Raw genomic sequence first — 18,906 nt, 5'->3', positions numbered from 1 at the left:
CAGCGGAACGACGCGGGAATCCATCCGGCGGACGACATGGCGACATGCAATCGAAAGAGTGACGATGCCGCCAAGTTAACACGTGCAAGCAACAGGAATAATGGTGAATTATCGGGTGTTCAATGAGAAATTCTCATCGATGACGCGGTCACTTCGGCGGCCAGCGCGCGGGCGAAACGTTCGGCCGGACGCGACTGGTGTTCGAGCAGCACGACCGCGCGGCCCATCTGCGGCCGGCCGAACGGCAAGCGCGTGACCGGCGGCAGGCGCGCAAGCGTTGCGTCGGGGAGCGCGACGATCGCCGCACCGAGCCCTCGCGCCACCATGCGCGCGATCGTTTCCGCGCTGTCCAGCACCATCTCCTCGCGCACCCGCACGCCGATGCGGCGCAGCTCGGCGGCGATCATCCGGCCGGCCCACGCCTGCGCGTCGAAGCGAATGAACGGCAGCGCATCGAGCAGCGCGCCCGCGTCGCGTTCCGCATGACCGGGCGGTGCGAGCAGCCAGAAGCGATCCTCGTACAGCGTGGTCCACGTCAGTTCCGCCGGATGCGGGCGCACCGGGCGCGTCGTGATCGCCGCGTCGAGCTCGCCGGCTGCGACGCGGTTCGCGAGTTCCACCGACATGCCGGCCGACACGTGCACGCGCAACGACGGATGCGCGGCACGCAGCGCGAGCAGCGCGTCGGGCAGCGGGCCGGACAACGCGGTCTGGATCGCGCCGATCCGCAGCCGGCCGACCAGCTTCTTCTCGTCGCTGAGCGCATCGGGAATCCGGTCGACCATCGCGAGCACCTGCTCGGCCTGCGCGAGCAGGATGTTGCCGGCTTCGGTGAGCACCGGCTGTCGGCGCGAACGGTCGAACAACTGCACGTTGTATTCGCTTTCGAGCGTCTTGATCTGCAGGCTCACCGCCGATTGGGTGAGGCCGATGGCTTCGCCGGCGCGCGCGAAGGTCCGGTAGCGGGCGATGGCGACGAGCGTTCTGAAGGCGCGGAGTGACATGGGCTCGGTGAGATGGACGAACGGGGCCGGCACGCGGATTGCTCGACGATGCCGGCGGCGCAGTGGCGGCATGCCGCTCGGGGTGTCGACGACCGCCGAAGCGGACGGCTGGCGCTGGCACGCTGGCAGACATCATGCCCGTGCGTGCGGAAACGGGCAACCGACGCGCACCCCGGCCTGCGCCGACAGGCGCGGTGCGGGACCGGCGGATCGGTCGGCGCGTGCTTTCTCATGCATGGCGTCGCGCCGGACATGCACGCCGGTCCGCGCACGCGCGAGCGGCCGTGGCCGTGCGTGCCGCCCGTTTCCGTTTCATCGATGCGCCGGGGCGACGCGAGCCGTTGCGGTCACCCCGACCCTTCGCGGAGGTAACGACGATGCCAGACGATCCCGGTGAAGTCGCGCGTGCGAGCTATCGCGCGTATGTCGACAAGAACCGCGACGCGATCGAAGCGCTGATCGCGCCGGACTTCCATTTCACGAGCCCGCTCGACAACCGGCTCGACCGCGACGCGTATCTGGCGCGCTGCTGGCCGAACAGCGCGATGCTCGCAGGATTCGAGTTCGTCGACGTGGCGGTGCATGGCGAATACGTGTTCGTCGTGTACGAAGCCGTCACGACCGCCGGACGGCGGTTTCGCAACGCCGAGCGATTGCGCGTACGCGACGGCCGGATCGTCGAGGCCGAGGTGTATTTCGGCTGGTACGTGCCGCACCAGGCGCCCGATGGCGGGTTCATCGAGGCGGGCGGGTGAAGGCAGTCGCGTGCATCGGCGCACTCATCCCGCCGCGTCCTCGCCCAGCGCCTGGATGAACCGTGAAAACAGCTCCGGTTGCGACGAAATTCCGAGCTTTGCATACACATGCCGTCGATGCACCTTCACCGTTTCCGGTGAAATCGCGAGCCGCTCGGCGATCGCCTTCGACGAATTGCCGCGCAGCACCATGCGTGCGATCGACATCTCGCGGTCGGTCAGCACGCCCGCGCCTGCTCGACACGTGCGCCGAGATCGGCGTCGGGCATCACGCGCGCGGCGTCGCCCACCAGCCGCCAGTGCTGCCGGATCGCCGCGAGCACCCACGGCATCGCGGCCGTCAGCTTGCCGAGCGGCTCGACGTCGAAGCGCGTCGACGCACCGAGCGACAGCGACAGCAGCGTGTCGGCATTCGGCCGCACGAGAATCTGGATCTCGTCGTCGCCGACCGCGTCGCGGAAATAGCTGAGGAAATACTCGCTCTGCCGGAACAGGTCGGGCGCGACTTCCTCGAGCCGGTAGCAACCGTCGGCGAGCCCGTCGTGCGCGGCCTGCAGGAACGGATCGAGCAGATAGACGCCGTTCAGGTAGAGCGGCACGGGCGACGCGCTGTCGGTGCCGCCGGTGTCGTATTCGTCGAGCACGAGCGGCACGCCGTCGCTGCCGACCGCGGTCGCGAGCGCGTTGTCGAACGGCACCATTTCATTGAGCAGCAGCACCAGGAACCGCCAGAAGCGCGGCTGGCCGAGATGATCGATTGCGCGGCCAAGCGCCTGGTGCATTGCGATTTCCGAAAAGAGACGATCCATACCACCACCGGAAGGGCGTAACACGAAGGGGGAATAGCGGTCCTGAAATTGGCTTCCTAGACTGCCACGCAATCAATCGGGCCCGAGTATGGGTTGTCAAAAAAGAGCAGCATAGGCGCAGGAGAACGAAATGGCGATGATGTCGGAATCGACGGGCACCGTGCAAGCGGCGCCCGCAATGGAAGACGCGCCGCGCGCGCTGTCGCAGACGCTCAGCGTACGCGACGCAGTGATGATCACCGTATCGGGCGTGACACCGGCCAGCTCGATCTTCGTGATCGCGCCGTTCGCGATACAGCAGGCCGGCAGCGGCGCCGTGCTGTCGTTCGTGCTCGGCGGCGTGCTCGCGCTCGCGTTCGCGCTCTGCTATGCGGAACTCAGCGCCGCGCATCGCAGTGCGGGCGGCGAATACGTGATGGCCAAGCGCGTGTTCGGCACGCTGCCCGGCTACCTGACCTTCATTACGGTGCTGTCGGTCAGCGTGTTCATCCCCGCCGTGCTCGCGAGCGGCGCCGCGCCATACCTGAACAACGCGCTCGGCACGCACTTCAGCAACCAGTCGGTCGCGCTGACGATCGTGCTGCTCAGCTATCTGCTCGGCATGCTGAACATCAAGACGAACGCCTGGATCACCGGCGCGTTCCTGGTCGTCGAAATCGGCGTGCTGATGCTGATCGCGGGGCTCGGCTTCGGGTCGCCGCATCGCGGCGCCGAAGTGCTGATCGCACCGGTCGTCGCGAGCGGCAATGCGCTCGTGCCGGCGACGCTCGCGGCCATCGTGCCCGCGATCGGCACCGCGATCTTCTGCTACAACGGCTTCGGCTCGGCCGCGTATCTCGCGGAAGACCTGCGCGGCGGCAACCGCAACGTCGCGAAGGCGGTGATCTATTCGCTGCTCGTGATCCTCGTCGTCGAACTGGTTCCGCTCACCGCGATCGTGCTGGGTGCGCCGTCGCTGACGGAACTGACGAAGAGCGCCGATCCGATCGGCTATGTCGTGCGCTCGCTGAGCAATCCGGCCGTGTCGCGGGTGGTCAGCGGCGGGATCTTCCTGTCGGTGTTCAACGCGATCATCGCGATCGTGATCACGATGGGTCGCCTGCTGTACAGCAGCGGCCGGCATGCGCTCTGGTCGCGCACCTGCAACCGCGCGTTCTCGGCGATCCATCCGCGCCTCGAATCGCCGTGGCTGGCGACGATCGCGCTCGCGATACCGTCGGCCGGGCTCGTGTTCGTGTCGAGCCTCGACGAGCTCACCGCGTTCACGGTCGACCTGTTGCTGCTGATCTACCTCGTCGTCGGGCTGGCCGCGCTCGCGAGCCGGTTCGTGCGCCGCGACGTCGAACATCACTACCGGATGCCGCTGTGGCCCGTGACGCCGCTCGTCGCGGTGGCGGGCGCCGCGTATACGCTGGTCACGACGTTGGCCACCGCGACGAAGCCGACCGACCTGATCATCATCGCGGGGCTGCTGGTCGCGGCACTCGTGATGTACGTGGCCTGGGCGCGCCACAGCGAAGCGTTCCGCGCGCTCTGAGCACCGGATCGACACCTTGCAGCACCGATATACCGAACCATTGAAAGACGGGAGGAATTGCATCATGCGCACGAGGGATCTCGGCATCCGCATCGGACTCGGCACGCCGGGCCGCTTCAACGCGATCACGGACGTACCGGGCGTGCGGGTCGGACATTGCACGCTGAACGTCGAGAACGGCGACGCGTCGATCCGCACCGGCGTCACCGTGATCGAGCCGCGCGCGGGCGCCGTGCACGATTCGCCGTGCTTCGCGGGCGTGCACGTGCTGAACGGCAACGGCGACGCGACCGGGCTCGAATGGATCCGCGAAGCGGGCCTGCTGACGACGCCGATCGCCTATACGAACACGCACTGCGTCGGTGCGGTACGCGACGCGCTGGTCGCGAACGAACGCGAAGCGGCGGCCGGCCGCGTGTACTGGTGCATGCCGGTCGTGATGGAAACCTACGACGGACTGCTGAACGACATCTGGGGGCAGCACGTGAACGCCGCGCACGTGCAGCGCGCGCTGGCCGCCGCGCAATCGGGGCCGGTCGCCGAAGGCGGCGTGGGCGGCGGCACCGGCATGATCTGCCACGAGTTCAAGGGCGGCATCGGCACCGCATCGCGCGTGCTGGCGGACGAGGCGGGCGGCTGGACCGTCGGCGCGCTCGTGCAGGCGAACTACGGCGTACGCGAGATGCTGCGCGTGGCCGGCTACCCGGTCGGCGAAGTGCTGCGGCACGTGCATTCGCCGTTCCGCGACGCGGACGCGAAAGGCGAGGCCGGCATGGGCTCGATCGTCGTCACGATCGCGACCGACGCACCGTTGCTGCCGCATCAATGCACGCGTCTCGCGCAGCGCGCGAGCGTCGGGCTCGCCCGCGTCGGCGGCGGCACCGAGGATTCGAGCGGCGACATCTTCCTCGCGTTCGCCACCGGCAACGACGGCTTGCCGGCCGCGAACTACGGCAGCAAGGGTACGCCGACCACCGGCGTGCAAATGGTCAACAACGACCATATTTCCGCGTTGTTCGTCGCGGCGGCCGAAGCAGTGGAGGAGGCGATCGTGAATGCGCTGGTCGCGGGCGGCGACGTCGCGTCGCGCGGGGCGCGCGTCGAGGGGCTCGGGCCGGCGCGCTTGCTGGATGCGTTGCGCGAAGTGGGTTGGCGGCCGGGGCGCGGCGCCTGAAACGGCAAGCGCCGCTTCAATCGAAGCGGCGTGGGGCGGAACGGCGATGCGGCGATCGGCCGGACCGCCGTCCGCCCGCGCAGGTCATGCGCGCGGTGCGGGCGATACGGGCCTGGCCGTGACGACGCGGCGTCATGCTCAGCTGCCGAAATAGATGTTGCAGAAGCTGACGGGGCCGACGCAGGCATTCGGGTCTTCCTGCTTCGATTGCGCACGATCGACGCGGCCGGCGGCCTTGATCGCCTCGGCGCGGTTCGCCTGTTGCGGTGCGACGTCTGCCGGCGCCGGCTGTGCGTGGGCGACAGCAGCGGTGAGCGACAGGGCAACGAGGGCGAGGTGCAGCGGCTTCATTTGAGTTCTCCTGGGTGAGTGCCAGTCTTGCTGGCAGTGAGGAAACTATAGGCTCGCACTGCTTAAAGATTAATCACCGCGGCTGTAGAGCTTATTTCCATCCGGAACAACGATCCCGTTGCGCGCGCATCGGCCTTCAATGGCGGTGCCGGTTGAACGGCGCGTCCTTGTCGAGCAGCGCGCTGCGCATGAAGTGCAGGCAGCCGACGATCCGCTGCATGCTGCGACGCGCGTCGGGCACCGCGTACCACGCCTGCAGCGTGTGCTGCGCCGCGCGGATCGCGAGATTCACGGATTTCAGCGTGCGTGCATGGTGGCCGGGCGTCGGATCGTCGAAGAAGCGTGGCAGTTCGTTCAGCACCGCGTCGATCGAACCGGTCCAGCGCAGCGTCTGCGGCGGTTTCGACGCGCAGAACGCGTGCAGTTCGTCGCGCAGGTCGATCACCGCATGGCCGACCTCGAGCGTCGACAGCATCCAGCGCATCGCATCGCGATGCTGCCGCGTGCGGCGTACCAGCAGCGTCCGCAGTTGCGCCATCAGGTCGTGCGTGCTCGACTGGAAGCGCTGCGCGAGGCCGTCCGGCGCGCCTTCGCATGCGAGCGTCACCTGGCGGCGCAAGTCGTGCGCGATCCGGCCGGTGAGCCAGGGCATGTGGGTCGGGAACACGACGGCGAACACGAGCGAGCACGCGAGCATCGCGACGACGATCGCCAGCCCGTTGTTGATCAGCACTTCCGGCGTATACGCGATCGCGTTGTCGGGGCCCGCGAGCAGGCAGAAAAACACCGCGAAGCCGATCCCGTAGCCGGACAGGCCCGGCCGCATCGCGAGGAACGCGCCGAGGCCGAGCACCGGCGCGAGCGCCGCGCACAGCAGCGGAAAGCCGTCGATGTTCGGATAGACGTAGCACAGGAACAGGTAGCCGACCGCGGTCGCGAACGCCGCGCCGACGCTCATCTGCGCGACGAATTTCGGCGCGCGCGGCGAGGTCGAGCTGAGCGCGCATGCGATCGCGGTGGCGATCACCGCGAGCGAGCCGCTCGGCCATTCGGACGCGATCCAGAATGCGCTCATCGCACCGACGGCGACCACCGTGCGCAGGAAGGCGAAGCCGACGAAGAACGCATTGGTCTTCACCGCGTAATGCGTGACCGAGCGCTCGAATGCGTGGTCGTCCTGATCGAGCGACGCGTAGGTATCGACGTAGCCGAGATATTCGCCGATGAACCGGTACAGCAGCTCGATCGCGGTATCGAAGTCGAGCAGGCCGCCGGCCGCATGGTCCTCGATGGCCCGTCGCGACGCGCGCGCGGCCTTCGGCAACGCACCATGGAAGCGGCGCAGTTCGAGCAGCGCGCCGGTGGCCGGTGCGATGCCGTGCTGGCGTTCGTCGCGCAACGCGGCGAAGCGCTGTGCGAGCGCGTCGACGTGCGGCGCCAGCGCGTCGAGCACCGCGTCCGAATGATTCGCGCGCAGCCGTTTGACGAGCTGGTGCAGCGCATGCAGCCGCGTGCATGCGTTCATGAACTCGCTGTTCAGCCGCGCGAGCCGGCGGCTGCGCGCGCGAATGTGCGGGTCCTCGAACGACGCGAACGCGCGGTTGGCTTCGAAGCCGACGATGTCGTCGACGAAATCGGCGAAGCGCCGTTCGAAATCGCCGCGCGCGACGTCGCCCGCCAGCGCGCCGGCCGTGAACGCCGCGAACGTCGCGTGGCGCGCGCTCAACGAGCGCATCAGCGCCTTCGCGGAACTCAACGGCAGGATCAGCGCGCTGACCGCGCCCGAGCACGCGATGCCGAGTGCGACTTCCGCGGCGCGCGTGAGCGCGGACTGGAACAGCGTCTGCGGCGTCATCACGGCCGGCAGGCCGATCAGCGCGGCCGTGTAGCCGGCGAGCACGAAGCCGTACCAGCGGAAGTGGCGGTTGCGCACCGCGAGGGCGATGCAGCCGCCGATCCACAGCGTGATGCCGGCCATGTACAGCTCCGGCTGCTGCGCGAACAGCCCGCCGAGCGCGAGCGCACCGACGAGGCCGGCCGCCGTGCCGAGCACGCGATAGAAGCTCTTCGCGAACACCATGCCCGACAGCGGCTGCATCAGCACGAACACGGTCGTCATCGCGGTGCGCGGCTGCGACATCTCGAGACGCATCGCGATGCCCATCGCCAGCAGCGCCGCGAGCACCGTTTTCGCGAGATGCAGCCAGATCAGCCCGTCGGTCGCGGCCCAGTCGCGCGCCGCGTTGCCGAGCGGATCGAGCCATGGCCTCCATCGTGCCGGTTCGATGGAAGATCGCTCGATCGCAGGTTGTGGCTTCATGAAAAGAGGGGGCCGGCGCGGTGCCGCGGCGCGTCCGAACGGCCCGTTCGACTGGTGAGGCGCCGATTGTAGGAGCGCGGCGCCCGCGCATTAACGCAGTTGCGGGGAAACGATAGTTGCAGCCGAAGTAACAATCTGTCGCATCCAGTGGAGGAAAATGGCGGCTCCGCTACAGGTTGCTCACAGGAATGGATACCCTACAAAACATGCGGGTGTTTTCGCGCGTCGTCGAGACGGGCAGCTTCACCGCCGCCGCGCAATCGCTGAATTCGACGACCGGCGCGATGTCGCGCGCGGTGTCGGAGCTCGAGGCGCGCCTGCGCACCCGTCTGATGAATCGCTCGACCCGCCGTCTCGCGCTGACGTCGGCCGGCGAAAGCTATCTGCGGCGCTGCCGCCAGATCCTCGCCGACGTCGACCGCGCGGAAGAAGAAGCGAGCTGCGCGCACGAGCGCCCGGCCGGCGTGCTGCGCATGCACAGCTTCGCGAGCGTCGGTCACCACTACGTGATGCCCGCGCTGACGCGCTATCACACGCAGTACCCGGACGTGTCGATCGAGCTGTCGCTGTCGCAGCGCATGCCCGACCTGTTCGACGGCACGAGTGACATGGCCGTCGTCACCGCGTCGTCGCTGCCCGATTCGGAACTCGTGTCGCACCTGCTCGGGTCGACCTTCAGCATTCTGTGTGCGTCACCCGACTACGTGAAACGGCACGGCGTGCCGGCCCGCCCGCAGGATCTCGCCGCGCACGCGTGCCTGACGCTGTGCACGCCGGCGTTTCCGACGCACGAATGGGTGCTCGAAGGGCCCGAAGGCGTCGAGCAGATCCACGTCGCCGGGCCGGTGCAGACCAATACCGCCGAATCGCTCGCGCTCGCGATCCGCGACGGCATCGGAATCGGCATGCTGCCGCTGTATTCGGCGATCGACGCGCTGCGCGACGGCACGCTGGTCCGTGTGCTGCCCGCGCATATCCTGCAGAAGATGAACGTGTATGCGCTGTACCCGTCGCGCCGTTTCGTCGATGCGAAGGTGCGGACCTGGGTCGAGATGTTGCGTGCGCAAGTACCGGGAATGATCGCGCGCGACGTCGAGATGCTGAACGCGATCGACCGCGAACCGCAGGCCGCCTGAGCGCAGGCCGCCTGAACCCCGCGCGCGCATCGGCGCGCGGCGGGTTGTTTCCTGCAAACATCCACTACGCGTCGCTCGCCATGCATGCTCGATGCGAGCGACGCACGTCATCACAGCGCGGGCTTGGCCGCCGCGCCCGATTCGGTTGCAGGCGCCCCGGCCGGGCCGTAGGCGGCCTGCGCCGCTTTCCGCTCGGCGAGACGCTTCGCCTGCAGTCGTTCCTGCGCCGCCAGGATGTCCTCCGGATAGTTGCCGACTTCACCGCGCGCCGGGTTGTAGCCGACCGACTCGAGATCGATCAGTTCCTGCAGCACCTGCGCGCGCGTGACGGGCGACTTCGCCTGCTGGGCGAACGACAGGGCCGGTGCGGCAAGCAGGATGGCAGCGGCGGCGGTAACGACGAGCGATTTCACGAGGTTCTCCTGAATACGGGGTGGGTGGCCGGATCGACGCGCGACGCGCGGCTCCGACCTTCGACGTCAGTCTACGCAGCGGGCCGATGCGCAAACACCCCGATTCCAGGAGGGCTGCGTTCCAGAAGCAACAACATTGGCGCTGTCGCCCGCCGCGGCCGGACCCGTGAGCAAACACGGGCGCCGTGCACACGGGCGCGGTGCACACGGGCTCGGTACAGGCGGGCGACGTTGCGCGCTGCCGGTCAGAAGCGCGTGCGCATGCCGATCGTGCCGACGACCTGGTTCGCCGTGCTCGATGCGCCGCCCGACGTGTTGATGAACGCCTGGTAGCCGCGGCCGGACGCATGCTGGAACATCGCTTCCGCGTACAGGTCGGTGCGGCGCGACAGCTTGTACACGGCCTGCAGGTCGACCTGATGCCACTTCGGATCGGTGCCGTGCTTGCTGTCGGGATTCGACACGCTGGCGTCCGTGTACACATAGGCGGCGCCGAGGCTGACGGCCGGCGTGACCGCATAGCGCACGTTCACGTCGTAGTTGTTGAACGCGATCTGGCCGCTGGAGCCGAACGAGCCGGTGTTGTCGTACTGCGAGCGCGTGTAGACGAAGCCGACGGTCGCCGGCCCGAATACGTAGCTGACGCCGCCGCCGTACGTGCGCATGCGGTCCGAGCCGATCGACCAGCCCCCCTGGTTCAGGCTCTTCGCCTCGGCCGAATCGGTCGCGCCGGGGCTCGCGCTCGTCGAGCCCTTCGTGCCGTTCATCTGCAGGTAGGCGCCGGCCAGCTTCAGCGGGCCGTTCGTGAAGCTCGCGGCCACGCTGTACGCGCGGTTGGCGCTGAAATTCGCCGAGTTGGAGAACGCGTACAGCGCGCTGACCTTGAAGCCCGCGATCGTGTCGCTCGTGTACTTGACCGCGTTGTTGATGCGCAGCGAGTGGTTCAGGTTGTCGTTGTCGAACGGATGCGCGAAGCCCGCATCGCCGAGATCGCCGGCCGTCGCGGACAGCGGCGCGACGAAGTCGACCATCGTGTCGTACTGGCGGCCGAGCGTCAGCGTGCCGTAGCCGGCGCGGCTCAGGCCGACATACGCGTGGCGGCCGAACAGCTTGCCGTCCTGGCCGAGCCCGCCGTTGTTCACGTTGAAGCCGTTTTCGAGCACGAACAGCGCTTTCAGGCCGCCGCCGAGATCCTCGGTGCCGCGCAGGCCGAAGCGGCTGCCGTTGATCGTGCCGGTCGCCATGCGCCACTGCGACGCGCCGTTCACGTTGTTGGTATAGGCGATGCCGGCGTCGATCAGGCCGTACAGCGTGACCGAGCTTTGCGCGTGGGCGAGCGGCGCGAACAGGGTGGCGGCGCACGCACCGGCGATCAGGGTTTTTTTCATCGGGAAGCTCCTGCGTGTGGGACTGGAAACCAAAGTTCGGCGCAAGTATAGGAATGCGCCGCACGCGCAAGGGCCTTGGGGCCGCGAGCGCACTGTTCCTGATCCGGCAAGAGTCCTTCACAAAACTGACACGCGGCGTCGCGCGCGCGTCGGGCCGGCCGTTCCTGCGTGACGGCCGGCATGCGGCTGCCGTCCCGCGCAGCCCGGTTGTCGTGTCGATGCAACATGCGCGGCAGGTGCGCGCGTCGCCGCTTTTCCTCCATACTGATTGCCCGGACCGCACGGTCGTCGACGCAGATCGCGCGGCCGTGTTCACGCATGCACGACAAGAGGCCTCCCCATGAACCTGTTCAACGTACGCCTGCGCGGCCGCGACGGCCTGTTCACGATCGGCATCGATGCCGGCAAGATCGCGCGCATCGACGCGCAAGCCGCGCCGATTGCGTCGACGAACCCGGACCATATCGACGGCGGCGGCCGTCTCGCGATTCCGCCGCTCGTCGAACCGCATATCCACCTTGATGCCGTGCTGACGGCCGGCGAGCCCGCGTGGAACATGAGCGGCACGCTGTTCGAGGGCATCGAGCGCTGGGCCGAGCGCAAGGCGACAATCACGCACGAGGACACCAAAACGCGCGCGCATGCGGCGATCGGCATGCTGCGCGACCACGGGATCCAGCACGTACGCACGCACGTCGACGTGACCGATCCGACGCTCGCCGCGCTGAAGGCGATGCTGGAAGTGAAGGACGAGGCGCGCGGGCTGATCGATCTGCAGATCGTCGCGTTCCCGCAGGAGGGCATCGAATCGTTCGACGGCGGCCGCGCGCTGATGGAGCGGGCGATCGAACTCGGCGCGGACGTCGTCGGCGGGATTCCGCATTTCGAGAACACGCGGGAGCAGGGCGTCAGCTCGATCCGCTTCCTGATGGACCTCGCGGAGCGCACGGGCTGCCTCGTCGACGTGCACTGCGACGAGACCGACGATCCGCATTCGCGCTTTCTCGAAGTGCTTGCGGAAGAGGCACGCGTGCGCGGCATGGGGGCACGCGTGACCGCGAGCCATACGACCGCGATGGGCTCGTACGACAACGCGTACTGCTCGAAGCTGTTCCGGCTGCTGAAACGGGCAGGGCTGAACTTCATCTCGTGCCCGACCGAGAGCATCCATCTGCAGGGGCGCTTCGACACGTTTCCGAAGCGGCGCGGCGTCACGCGCGTCGCGGAACTCGACCGTGCCGGCCTCAACGTGTGCTTCGGGCAGGATTCGATCAAGGACCCGTGGTATCCGCTCGGCAACGGCAACATCCTGCGTGTGCTCGACGCGGGCCTCCATATCTGCCACATGATGGGCTACCAGGACCTGCAGCGCTGCCTCGACTTCGTGACCGACCACAGCGCGACGGCGCTACACCTCGGCGACGGGTACGGCATCGCGGTCGGACGTCCGGCGAATCTCGTCGTGCTGGATGCGGACAGCGACTACGAAGCCGTGCGCCGGCAGGCGAAGGCCACGCTGTCGATGCGCCACGGGCAGGTCATCATGCGGCGCGAACCGGAGCGGATCACGTATCCGGATTGACGAGGAGGCGGGCCATTACGGCCCGCCGGACGCCGTGCATTCATGAAATGCATGAGTCGATTCGAAAAATACGTTTGCCTCATAAGGGGTGCAGGCCTACGATGCGGTGCTGACGACGGCGTGCGGGTTGCATGCCGTTTTTTCGATTCCCCGTTCGCCGAACTTATGCGCCTCGATCTTCCGTCCCCTCCCGCGGCATCTTCGCCGACCGCCAGCCCGTTCGCGCGCGTGGCGGTCGTCACGGTCCTGACCGGTATCGGCGCGGGGCTCGGCGGCATGCTGCTCGCGTTGCTGCTGCATGCGATCCAGCACGTCGCGTACGGCTACAGCGTCGCGCACGTGATCGGCGCCGAGAGCTTCCTCAGTGGCGTGACCGGCGCCGAGCCGCTGCGCCGGTTGGCGGTCCTGGTCGTCTGCGGGATCGTCGCGGGCGGCGGCTGGTGGGCGCTTTACCGGTATGGCCGGCCGCTCGTCAGCATCCGCCGCGCGGTGCGCGCGGCCGATCCGCGGATGCCGTTCGTCAGCACGATGGTTCACGCGCTGCTGCAGATCGTCACCGTCGCGCTCGGCTCGCCGCTCGGCCGCGAAGTCGCGCCGCGCGAGATCGGTTCGCTGCTCGCCGGGCGGCTTGCCCATGCGGCGGGACTCACGCCCGACGACTGCCGGCTGATGGTCGCATGCGGCGCCGGCGCGGGGCTCGCGGCCGTCTACAACGTGCCGCTCGGCGGCGCGATCTTCGTGCTCGAGGTGCTGCTCGGCACGTTCGAACTGCGTGCGCTGGTCGTGGCGGTCGTGACGTCCGCGATCGCGGCGATCGTCGCGTGGCTCGGTCTCGGCAACGAACACCAGTACACGGTGCCGGCGTTCGTGCTGAGCACGCCGCTCGTCGCATGGTCGGTCGTCTGCGGGCCGCTGTTCGGCTTCGCCGCGTACGGGTTCGTGCGGCTCACCACCCGCGCGCGGGCGAACGCGCCGAAGGACTGGCGGCTGCCGGTGTTCGCGCTGCTCAACTTCGCGGTGATCGGCGTGCTGTCGATGCGGTTTCCGCAATTGCTCGGCAATGGCAAGGGGCCGGCGTCGCTGGGTTTCGACGGCACGCTGACGATCGGCCTCGCGGCGGCGCTGCTCATGCTGAAGGTGCTGATCGAGGCCGGCAGCCTGCGGGCCGGCGCGGAGGGCGGGCTGCTGACGCCGGGTCTCGCGAACGGTGCGCTGCTCGGGGTCGTGCTCGGCGGGCTGTGGAGCGCCGTGTGGCCCGGCGCATCGCTCGGCGGATGCGCGCTGATCGGCGCGACCGCGTTTCTCGCCGCATCGATGCAGATGCCGGTCACGGCCGTCGTGCTGCTGCTCGAATTCACGCGTGCGAATCACGACAGCCTCGTGCCGATGCTGCTGGCGGTGGCGGGATCGCTCGCCGCGTATCGGTTCGCGCAGCGGCTCGCCGAGCGGCGGGTGACGGACGTGGCGACGCTGAGCGAGCCAGTGAAGTGACGACGGTGCGTTGACGCGCGGCGGCCATTACCCTCGAAGGCGGCGCGGATCGTGCCGCCTTTCTCCGTTTTTCCCCGTTTCCCTGTCCTGACACGACGCGAGCGTGATTTTGCGCGCCGAAGCGCGTCCGCCGGTTCTGTGCAAGAATCCGCGCGTTTCCGCGCCTCAACCAACAACGATACGCGCGGATGTCCCTATCAGGAAACGAGGAGCTCAAGTTGATCCAGCGCATTTCCCGCTTCTTCACGCAGGTGGTCCACCGCGTGTTGCCCGACCCGTTGATTTTCGCGATCCTGCTGACGATCGTCACGTTCGCGCTCGCGTTCGGCCTCACGCCGAACACACCCGTGCAACTCACGACGATGTGGGGTTCGGGCTTCTGGAACCTGCTCGCGTTCTCGATGCAGATGGTCATGATCCTCGTCACCGGCCACGCGCTGGCGAGTTCGCCGCCCGTGCGGCGCCTGCTCGTCGCGCTCGCGAGCACCGCGCGCACGCCCGGCCAGGGCGTGATGCTCGTCGCGTTCGTCGGCGCGCTGGCCTGTGCGATCAACTGGGGCTTCGGGCTCGTGCTCGGCGCGATGCTGGCGCGCGAAGTCGCGCGCCGCGTGGCCGGCAGCGACTACCGGCTGCTCGTCGCGTCCGCCTACATGGGCTTCCTGAGCTGGCACGGCGGGCTGTCGGGTTCGATCCCGCTCGTCGCGGCGACGAAAGGCAATCCGATGGAAAAGACCATCGGCCTGATTCCGGTGTCCGACACGATCTTCACCGGCTACAACGCGTTCGTCACGATCGGGCTGATCGTGATGCTGCCGTTTCTCGCGCGAATGATGATGCCGAAGCCGGGCGACGTCGTCAGCGTCGATCCGGCGCTGCTCGCCGAGCCGCCGAGCGTCGAGCGCAAGCTCGGGCCCGACGCGACGTTCGCGGAGCGGATGGAGGAGAGCCGCGTGCTGTCGATGCTCGTCGCGGCGCTGTGCGCGGCGTTCCTCGTGCTGCGTTTCGCGCAGAAGGGCTTCGCGCTCGACATCGACACGGTGAACCTCGCGTTCCTCGCGGCCGGCATCCTGCTGCACCGGACGCCGATGGCCTATGCACGCGCGGTGGCCGGCGCGGCGCGCGGCGCGTCCGGGATCATGATCCAGTTCCCGTTCTACGCCGGCATCCAGGCGCTGATGGATCACTCGGGCCTCGCGGGCGTGATCACGAAGTGGTTCGTCGATATCGCGAACGTGCACACGTTCCCGCTGCTCGCATTCCTGAGCTCGGCCGTGATCAATTTCGCGGTGCCGTCGGGCGGTGGCCACTGGGTCGTGCAGGGGCCGTTCGTGATGCCGGCCGCGCAGGCGCTCGGCGCCGATCTCGGCAAGGCGGCCATGGCGATCGCGTACGGCGAGGCGTGGACCAACATGGCGCAGCCGTTCTGGGCGCTGCCCGCGCTGGCGATCGCGGGGCTCGGCGTACGCGACATCATGGGGTACTGCGTGACGACCCTGCTGTTCTCGGGCGTGGTGTTCGTCGCCGGGATGTATCTGTTCTGACGAAGTGAGACGAGAGGCGGGCGCGAGGCCCGCATCCTGTCCGCTGGATTTTTTCAGCCTGCCTTCAGCCGCGCGACCGCACGTCGGCGCGCTCGTGCCCGTGCCGCAAAGCGAGGCTCGCGAACGCTGCGATCACGAGCGCGGCCGCCAGCAGCGTCAACCCGTTCTTTGCATTGCCGGTCGCCTGTTCGATCGCGCCGACGACGGTCGGCCCGACGAAGCCGCCGAGCAACCCGCACGTATTCACGAGCCCGAGCCCGCCGGCCAGCGCGCTGCCCGCCAGCCGCGACGCCGGAAACGTGAACACGATCGACTGGACGACGAAGAACATCGACGCCGCCACGCACACGCAGAGCAGCCCCGCCAACGGCGACGCATGCGCGGCGCCGACCATCCCGGCCGCCATGACCACCAGCCCCGCGCACAGCATGCGGCGCGAATGACGCGATTCACGGGCGAAGCGCGGCAGCGTGCCGGCCCCGAGCGCGGCGGCGAGCCACGGCAGCGAAGTCAGCAACCCGACCGCGAACGGCGAGAGGCGCCCCGACGCACCGATGATGCCCGGCAGGAAAAAGATCACCGTGTAGATGGTCAACTGGTGGCAGAAGTACACGAAGATCGCGAGCCAGATCTGCGGATCGCGCAGCGCGGCGCCGAACGCATGGCCGCCGTGCGCGGCGACGCCCGCGTCCTGTTCGGCGGCCAGCTTGCGCTCGAGCGCGCGGCCGGTTTCCGGAGCGAGCCACGGCGCGGCGCTCGGCCGGTCCGGCAATCGCATCCATACGACGAACGCGAGCAGGATCGCCGGAATGCCTTCGACGACGAACAGCCATTGCCAGCCGTGGAAGCCGAGCGTGCCGTCGAGCTCGATCAGCGCGCCGGCCAGCGGTCCGCCGACGATGTTGGCGATGCACACGCCGAGCAGGAAATAGCCGGTGGCGCGCGCACGTTCCTCGCGGCCGAACCAGTACGTCAAATACAGCATCACGCCGGGAAACAGGCCGGCTTCGGCCACGCCGAGCAGCAGGCGCATCACGTAGAACGACGTTTCGCCGCTGACGAACGCCATCGCGACCGACAGCGCGCCCCACGTGATCATGATCCGCGTGATCCAGAAGCGTGCACCGACGCGATGCATGATCAGGTTGCTCGGGATCTCGAAGAGCGCGTAGGTCAGGAAAAACAGCCCCGCGCCGAGTCCGTACGCGGCCGATGAGATGCCGAGATCGACGCCCATCGAGTGTTTGGCGAACGCGATGTTGGTGCGGTCGAGAAAGCTGATCACATACGCGGCGATCAGCAGCGGCATGAGTTTGCGGAACAGCAGCCGGTTCAGCGACGCGTTCGCGTCGCCGGCGGCGGACGACAGGGCCTGAGCGTGATGAGTGGACATGCGGACGACTCCGGTAAGGGCGAACCGGCGCGCACGGCAAGCACGGCGCGCCGCGTTCGGCAAATGCCGCTGCGGTGCGGGCAGCGGATGGGCAGACGACGGAGCCGCGCCGGCGGCGCTCGAACGGAGCGGGGCGATGAAGGGCGTCCTGGCGCCGGCCGGCTCGGGCCGGCGCCTTGTCACTGCGCTTGCGGATTCTGGTGTTGGGGTGGCGACCCGGCGATCAGAAATTCACCGCGTCGCCGCCCTTGAGCGCGAGCATCGCGCGCGCCTCGGCCGGCGTCGCGATCTCGAGCGACAGGCCTTCGAGCACCTGACGCATTTTCAGGACTTGCGCGGCACTCGATTCCGCGAGCTTGCCGGGCGCGATCCACAGCGAATCCTCGAGCCCGACGCGCACGTTCGCGCCTTGCGCGGCGCCGATCGTCGCGAGCGGAATCTGGTTGCGCCCGGCGCCGAGGATCGACCATACGTAATCGCTGCCGAACAGGCGGTCGGCCGTCCGGCGCATGTGCATCAGGTCCTCCGGATGCGCGCCGATCCCGCCGAGCAGGCCGAACACGCTCTGCACGAAGAACGGCGGTTTCGCGAGCCCGCGATCGACGAAGTGCGCGAGGTTGTACAGGTGCGAGATGTCGTAGCACTCGAATTCGAACCGCGTGCCGTTCGCGCCGCAGCGCGTGAGGATCGTCTCGATGTCGGCGAACGTGTTCTTGAAGACGAGATCGCGGCTTTTCTCGAGATGTTCGCGCTCCCACGGATGCTTCAGCTCGCGGAAGCGCTCGAGCATCGGGTACAGCCCGAAGTTCATCGAGCCCATGTTCAGCGACGCGACCTCGGGCTGGAAATGCAGCGCGGGCTGCAGCCGTTCGTCGACCGTCATGTGCGGGCTGCCGCCGGATGTGAGGTTGATCACGGCGTCGGTCTGTGCCTTGATGCGCGGCAGGAATTCGGCGAACACGGCCGGATCCTGCGTCGGTTTGCCGTCCGACGGGTTGCGTGCGTGCAGGTGCAGGATCGCCGCGCCGGCCTGCGCGGCCGCGACAGCGGCCGTTTCGATTTCCTGCGGCGTGACGGGCAGGTACGGCGACATCGACGGCGTATGGATCGCGCCGGTCGGCGCACAGGTGATGATGACTTTGCGAGCGTTTGCCACGGATGGATTCCTTTCGATGAACGATGCAGGAGGCGTCAGAGCACTTCGACGTTGCCGCAGACGGAGATCGCCTGCCCGGTGATTCCGTGCCCGCCCGGCGAGCACAGGAACAGCGCGGTCGCGGCGATCTCGGCCGGATCGGTCATGCGTCGCAGCGAGATCTTCTCGAGATAGCGCTGCTCCATTTCGTCGTAGCCGATGCCGAGCTGCTGCGCGCGCGCCTCGATCACGCGGCGCATCCGCGGGCCGCGCACGATGCCGGGCTGGATCGCGTTCACGCGGATGCCGAGCGGCCCGAGTTCGATCGCGAGGCTTTTCACGAGACCGACCACCGCCCATTTGGTGGCCGCATACGGCGTGCGGAACGCGTAGCCGAGCCGGCCGGCGACCGACGACAGCGCGATGATCGCGCCGCCGGGCTTCGATTCGCGCAGCAGCGGCACCGCGCGGCGCGCGAACTGGAATTGCGCGTTCAGATTGATCGCGACGGTCTGCTCCCATTGCACGGGGTCGATTTCGTCGATGCCGCCGGTCGGGCCAGCGATGCCCGCGTTGTTGACCAGCACGTCGAGGCCGCCGAGCCGGGACGACACGTCGGCGAACACGCGCTCGACGGCGGCCGGGTCGGATACGTCGGCCAGCGTCGCGCTGATCGCGCCGGCCGCGGCACGCGGCGGCCGATCGGCAAGCGCCGCGATCGCGGCTTGCGATGCGTCGCACACGTGCACGCGCGCGCCGCATTCGGCGAACGCGTCGGCGATTTCGAGACCGATGCCCGATGCGCCGCCGGTCACGAGCACGCGCAGGCCGTCATAGGGTTTCAGCAGGTCGGAAGCTGTCATGCCGGGTTGTCTCC

At 68.2% G+C, this 18,906-nt stretch carries 16 protein-coding genes and 1 pseudogene; 8 read left to right on the top strand and 9 right to left on the bottom strand.

The genetic code is table 11. The annotated features are described in order from the left end of the window. Window positions 1–119 precede the first annotated feature (119 nt). Complete coding sequence (locus MMB92_RS14715) at window positions 120–1,004, bottom strand: LysR family transcriptional regulator (protein WP_058903089.1); 885 nt, start codon at window positions 1,002–1,004, stop codon at window positions 120–122. Window positions 1,005–1,381: 377 nt separating this feature from the next. Between MMB92_RS14715 and MMB92_RS14710 the strand changes: the two genes are divergently transcribed. Continuing rightward, complete coding sequence (locus MMB92_RS14710; RefSeq protein WP_006482852.1) at window positions 1,382–1,759, top strand: nuclear transport factor 2 family protein; 378 nt, start codon at window positions 1,382–1,384, stop codon at window positions 1,757–1,759. 24 nt (window positions 1,760–1,783) lie between these two features. Here the strand turns inward: MMB92_RS14710 and MMB92_RS14705 are convergent. Further along, window positions 1,784–2,568, bottom strand: a pseudogene (locus tag MMB92_RS14705) (helix-turn-helix transcriptional regulator). A 130-nt stretch (window positions 2,569–2,698) separates the two neighbouring features. Between MMB92_RS14705 and MMB92_RS14700 the strand changes: the two are divergent. Both MMB92_RS14700 and MMB92_RS14695 read left to right on the top strand, forming a co-directional pair. Further along, complete coding sequence (locus MMB92_RS14700) at window positions 2,699–4,105, top strand: APC family permease (RefSeq protein ID WP_006494913.1); 1,407 nt, start codon at window positions 2,699–2,701, stop codon at window positions 4,103–4,105. Between the two features lie 64 nt (window positions 4,106–4,169). Continuing rightward, window positions 4,170–5,279 (top strand): P1 family peptidase, encoded by a 1,110-nt coding sequence (locus MMB92_RS14695; RefSeq protein ID WP_277562749.1) that lies wholly within the window; start codon window positions 4,170–4,172, stop codon window positions 5,277–5,279. A gap of 138 nt (window positions 5,280–5,417) precedes the next feature. Here the strand turns inward: MMB92_RS14695 and MMB92_RS14690 are convergent, their stop codons facing one another. Continuing rightward, on the bottom strand, window positions 5,418–5,630 hold the full coding sequence (locus MMB92_RS14690; protein ID WP_006482828.1) for a hypothetical protein: 213 nt from the start codon (window positions 5,628–5,630) through the stop codon (window positions 5,418–5,420). A gap of 136 nt (window positions 5,631–5,766) precedes the next feature. Next, the gene (locus MMB92_RS14685) at window positions 5,767–7,950 is read right to left on the bottom strand and encodes an FUSC family protein (protein WP_006494911.1); all 2,184 of its coding nucleotides are present in this window, start codon (window positions 7,948–7,950) and stop codon (window positions 5,767–5,769) included. Window positions 7,951–8,138: 188 nt separating this feature from the next. Here MMB92_RS14685 and MMB92_RS14680 point away from each other — a divergent pair, with 188 nt between their 5' ends. Then, on the top strand, window positions 8,139–9,086 hold the full coding sequence (locus MMB92_RS14680) for a LysR family transcriptional regulator (RefSeq protein WP_012493318.1): 948 nt from the start codon (window positions 8,139–8,141) through the stop codon (window positions 9,084–9,086). Window positions 9,087–9,196: 110 nt separating this feature from the next. On the opposite strand, the gene MMB92_RS14675 is transcribed toward MMB92_RS14680, so the two are convergent. Continuing rightward, the gene (locus tag MMB92_RS14675) at window positions 9,197–9,499 is read right to left on the bottom strand and encodes a DUF4148 domain-containing protein (RefSeq protein ID WP_006482838.1); all 303 of its coding nucleotides are present in this window, start codon (window positions 9,497–9,499) and stop codon (window positions 9,197–9,199) included. Between the two features lie 245 nt (window positions 9,500–9,744). After that, window positions 9,745–10,887, bottom strand: coding sequence for a porin (locus tag MMB92_RS14670; protein ID WP_080331875.1), 1,143 nt, complete (start codon window positions 10,885–10,887; stop codon window positions 9,745–9,747). A 14-nt stretch (window positions 10,888–10,901) separates the two neighbouring features. Between MMB92_RS14670 and MMB92_RS14665 the strand changes: the two genes are divergently transcribed. The 4 genes from MMB92_RS14665 to MMB92_RS14650 all read left to right on the top strand — a co-directional run bounded on the left by MMB92_RS14665 (window position 10,902) and on the right by MMB92_RS14650 (window position 15,501). Further along, window positions 10,902–11,231, top strand: coding sequence for a hypothetical protein (locus tag MMB92_RS14665; RefSeq protein ID WP_227743154.1), 330 nt, complete (start codon window positions 10,902–10,904; stop codon window positions 11,229–11,231). Then, complete coding sequence (gene codA / locus MMB92_RS14660; RefSeq protein ID WP_006482832.1) at window positions 11,228–12,469, top strand: cytosine deaminase; 1,242 nt, start codon at window positions 11,228–11,230, stop codon at window positions 12,467–12,469. The genes MMB92_RS14665 and codA overlap by 4 nt, the downstream gene beginning before the upstream one ends. A 165-nt stretch (window positions 12,470–12,634) precedes the next feature. After that, complete coding sequence (locus tag MMB92_RS14655; RefSeq protein WP_112751145.1) at window positions 12,635–13,960, top strand: chloride channel protein; 1,326 nt, start codon at window positions 12,635–12,637, stop codon at window positions 13,958–13,960. 218 nt (window positions 13,961–14,178) lie between these two features. Next, window positions 14,179–15,501 carry a TIGR00366 family protein gene (locus MMB92_RS14650; RefSeq protein WP_012493319.1) on the top strand — a complete coding sequence of 441 codons (1,323 nt, stop codon included), beginning with the start codon at window positions 14,179–14,181 and terminating at the stop codon, window positions 15,499–15,501. Between the two features lie 64 nt (window positions 15,502–15,565). Here the strand turns inward: MMB92_RS14650 and MMB92_RS14645 are convergent, their stop codons facing one another. From MMB92_RS14645 to MMB92_RS14635, 3 genes are all read right to left on the bottom strand, one after another. Beyond that, a complete protein-coding gene (locus MMB92_RS14645) occupies window positions 15,566–16,894 on the bottom strand; it encodes an MFS transporter (protein WP_080322742.1) in 1,329 nt (442 codons plus the stop codon). Between the two features lie 223 nt (window positions 16,895–17,117). Beyond that, window positions 17,118–18,050: a 3-keto-5-aminohexanoate cleavage protein gene (locus tag MMB92_RS14640; protein ID WP_112751146.1), complete on the bottom strand. Its 933-nt coding sequence runs from the start codon at window positions 18,048–18,050 to the stop codon at window positions 17,118–17,120. Between the two features lie 35 nt (window positions 18,051–18,085). Next, on the bottom strand, window positions 18,086–18,892 hold the full coding sequence (locus tag MMB92_RS14635) for an SDR family oxidoreductase (protein ID WP_058903094.1): 807 nt from the start codon (window positions 18,890–18,892) through the stop codon (window positions 18,086–18,088). Window positions 18,893–18,906: the final 14 nt, after the last annotated feature.

It is taken from the genome of Burkholderia sp. IO2 (genome assembly GCF_029522185.1).
Taxonomy (GTDB): Bacteria; Pseudomonadota; Gammaproteobacteria; order Burkholderiales; family Burkholderiaceae; genus Burkholderia; species Burkholderia cenocepacia.
The sequence above is the reverse complement of the archived record's forward strand: the minus strand, read 5'-3'. Positions and strand labels throughout refer to the sequence as shown.

Bases quoted from the DNA above. Each gene is read 5' to 3' on its own strand.
- MMB92_RS14635 (WP_058903094.1), bottom strand. From the start codon at position 18,892: ATGACAGCTTCCGACCTGCTGAAACCCTATGACGGCCTGCGCGTGCTC.
- MMB92_RS14670 (WP_080331875.1), bottom strand. From the start codon at position 10,887: ATGAAAAAAACCCTGATCGCCGGTGCGTGCGCCGCCACCCTGTTCGCG.
- MMB92_RS14685 (WP_006494911.1), bottom strand. From the start codon at position 7,950: ATGAAGCCACAACCTGCGATCGAGCGATCTTCCATCGAACCGGCACGA.
- codA (WP_006482832.1), top strand. From the start codon at position 11,228: ATGAACCTGTTCAACGTACGCCTGCGCGGCCGCGACGGCCTGTTCACG.
- MMB92_RS14715 (WP_058903089.1), bottom strand. From the start codon at position 1,004: ATGTCACTCCGCGCCTTCAGAACGCTCGTCGCCATCGCCCGCTACCGG.
- MMB92_RS14680 (WP_012493318.1), top strand. From the start codon at position 8,139: ATGGATACCCTACAAAACATGCGGGTGTTTTCGCGCGTCGTCGAGACG.
- MMB92_RS14710 (WP_006482852.1), top strand. From the start codon at position 1,382: ATGCCAGACGATCCCGGTGAAGTCGCGCGTGCGAGCTATCGCGCGTAT.
- MMB92_RS14690 (WP_006482828.1), bottom strand. From the start codon at position 5,630: ATGAAGCCGCTGCACCTCGCCCTCGTTGCCCTGTCGCTCACCGCTGCT.
- MMB92_RS14700 (WP_006494913.1), top strand. From the start codon at position 2,699: ATGGCGATGATGTCGGAATCGACGGGCACCGTGCAAGCGGCGCCCGCA.
- MMB92_RS14655 (WP_112751145.1), top strand. From the start codon at position 12,635: ATGCGCCTCGATCTTCCGTCCCCTCCCGCGGCATCTTCGCCGACCGCC.
- MMB92_RS14645 (WP_080322742.1), bottom strand. From the start codon at position 16,894: ATGTCCACTCATCACGCTCAGGCCCTGTCGTCCGCCGCCGGCGACGCG.
- MMB92_RS14695 (WP_277562749.1), top strand. From the start codon at position 4,170: ATGCGCACGAGGGATCTCGGCATCCGCATCGGACTCGGCACGCCGGGC.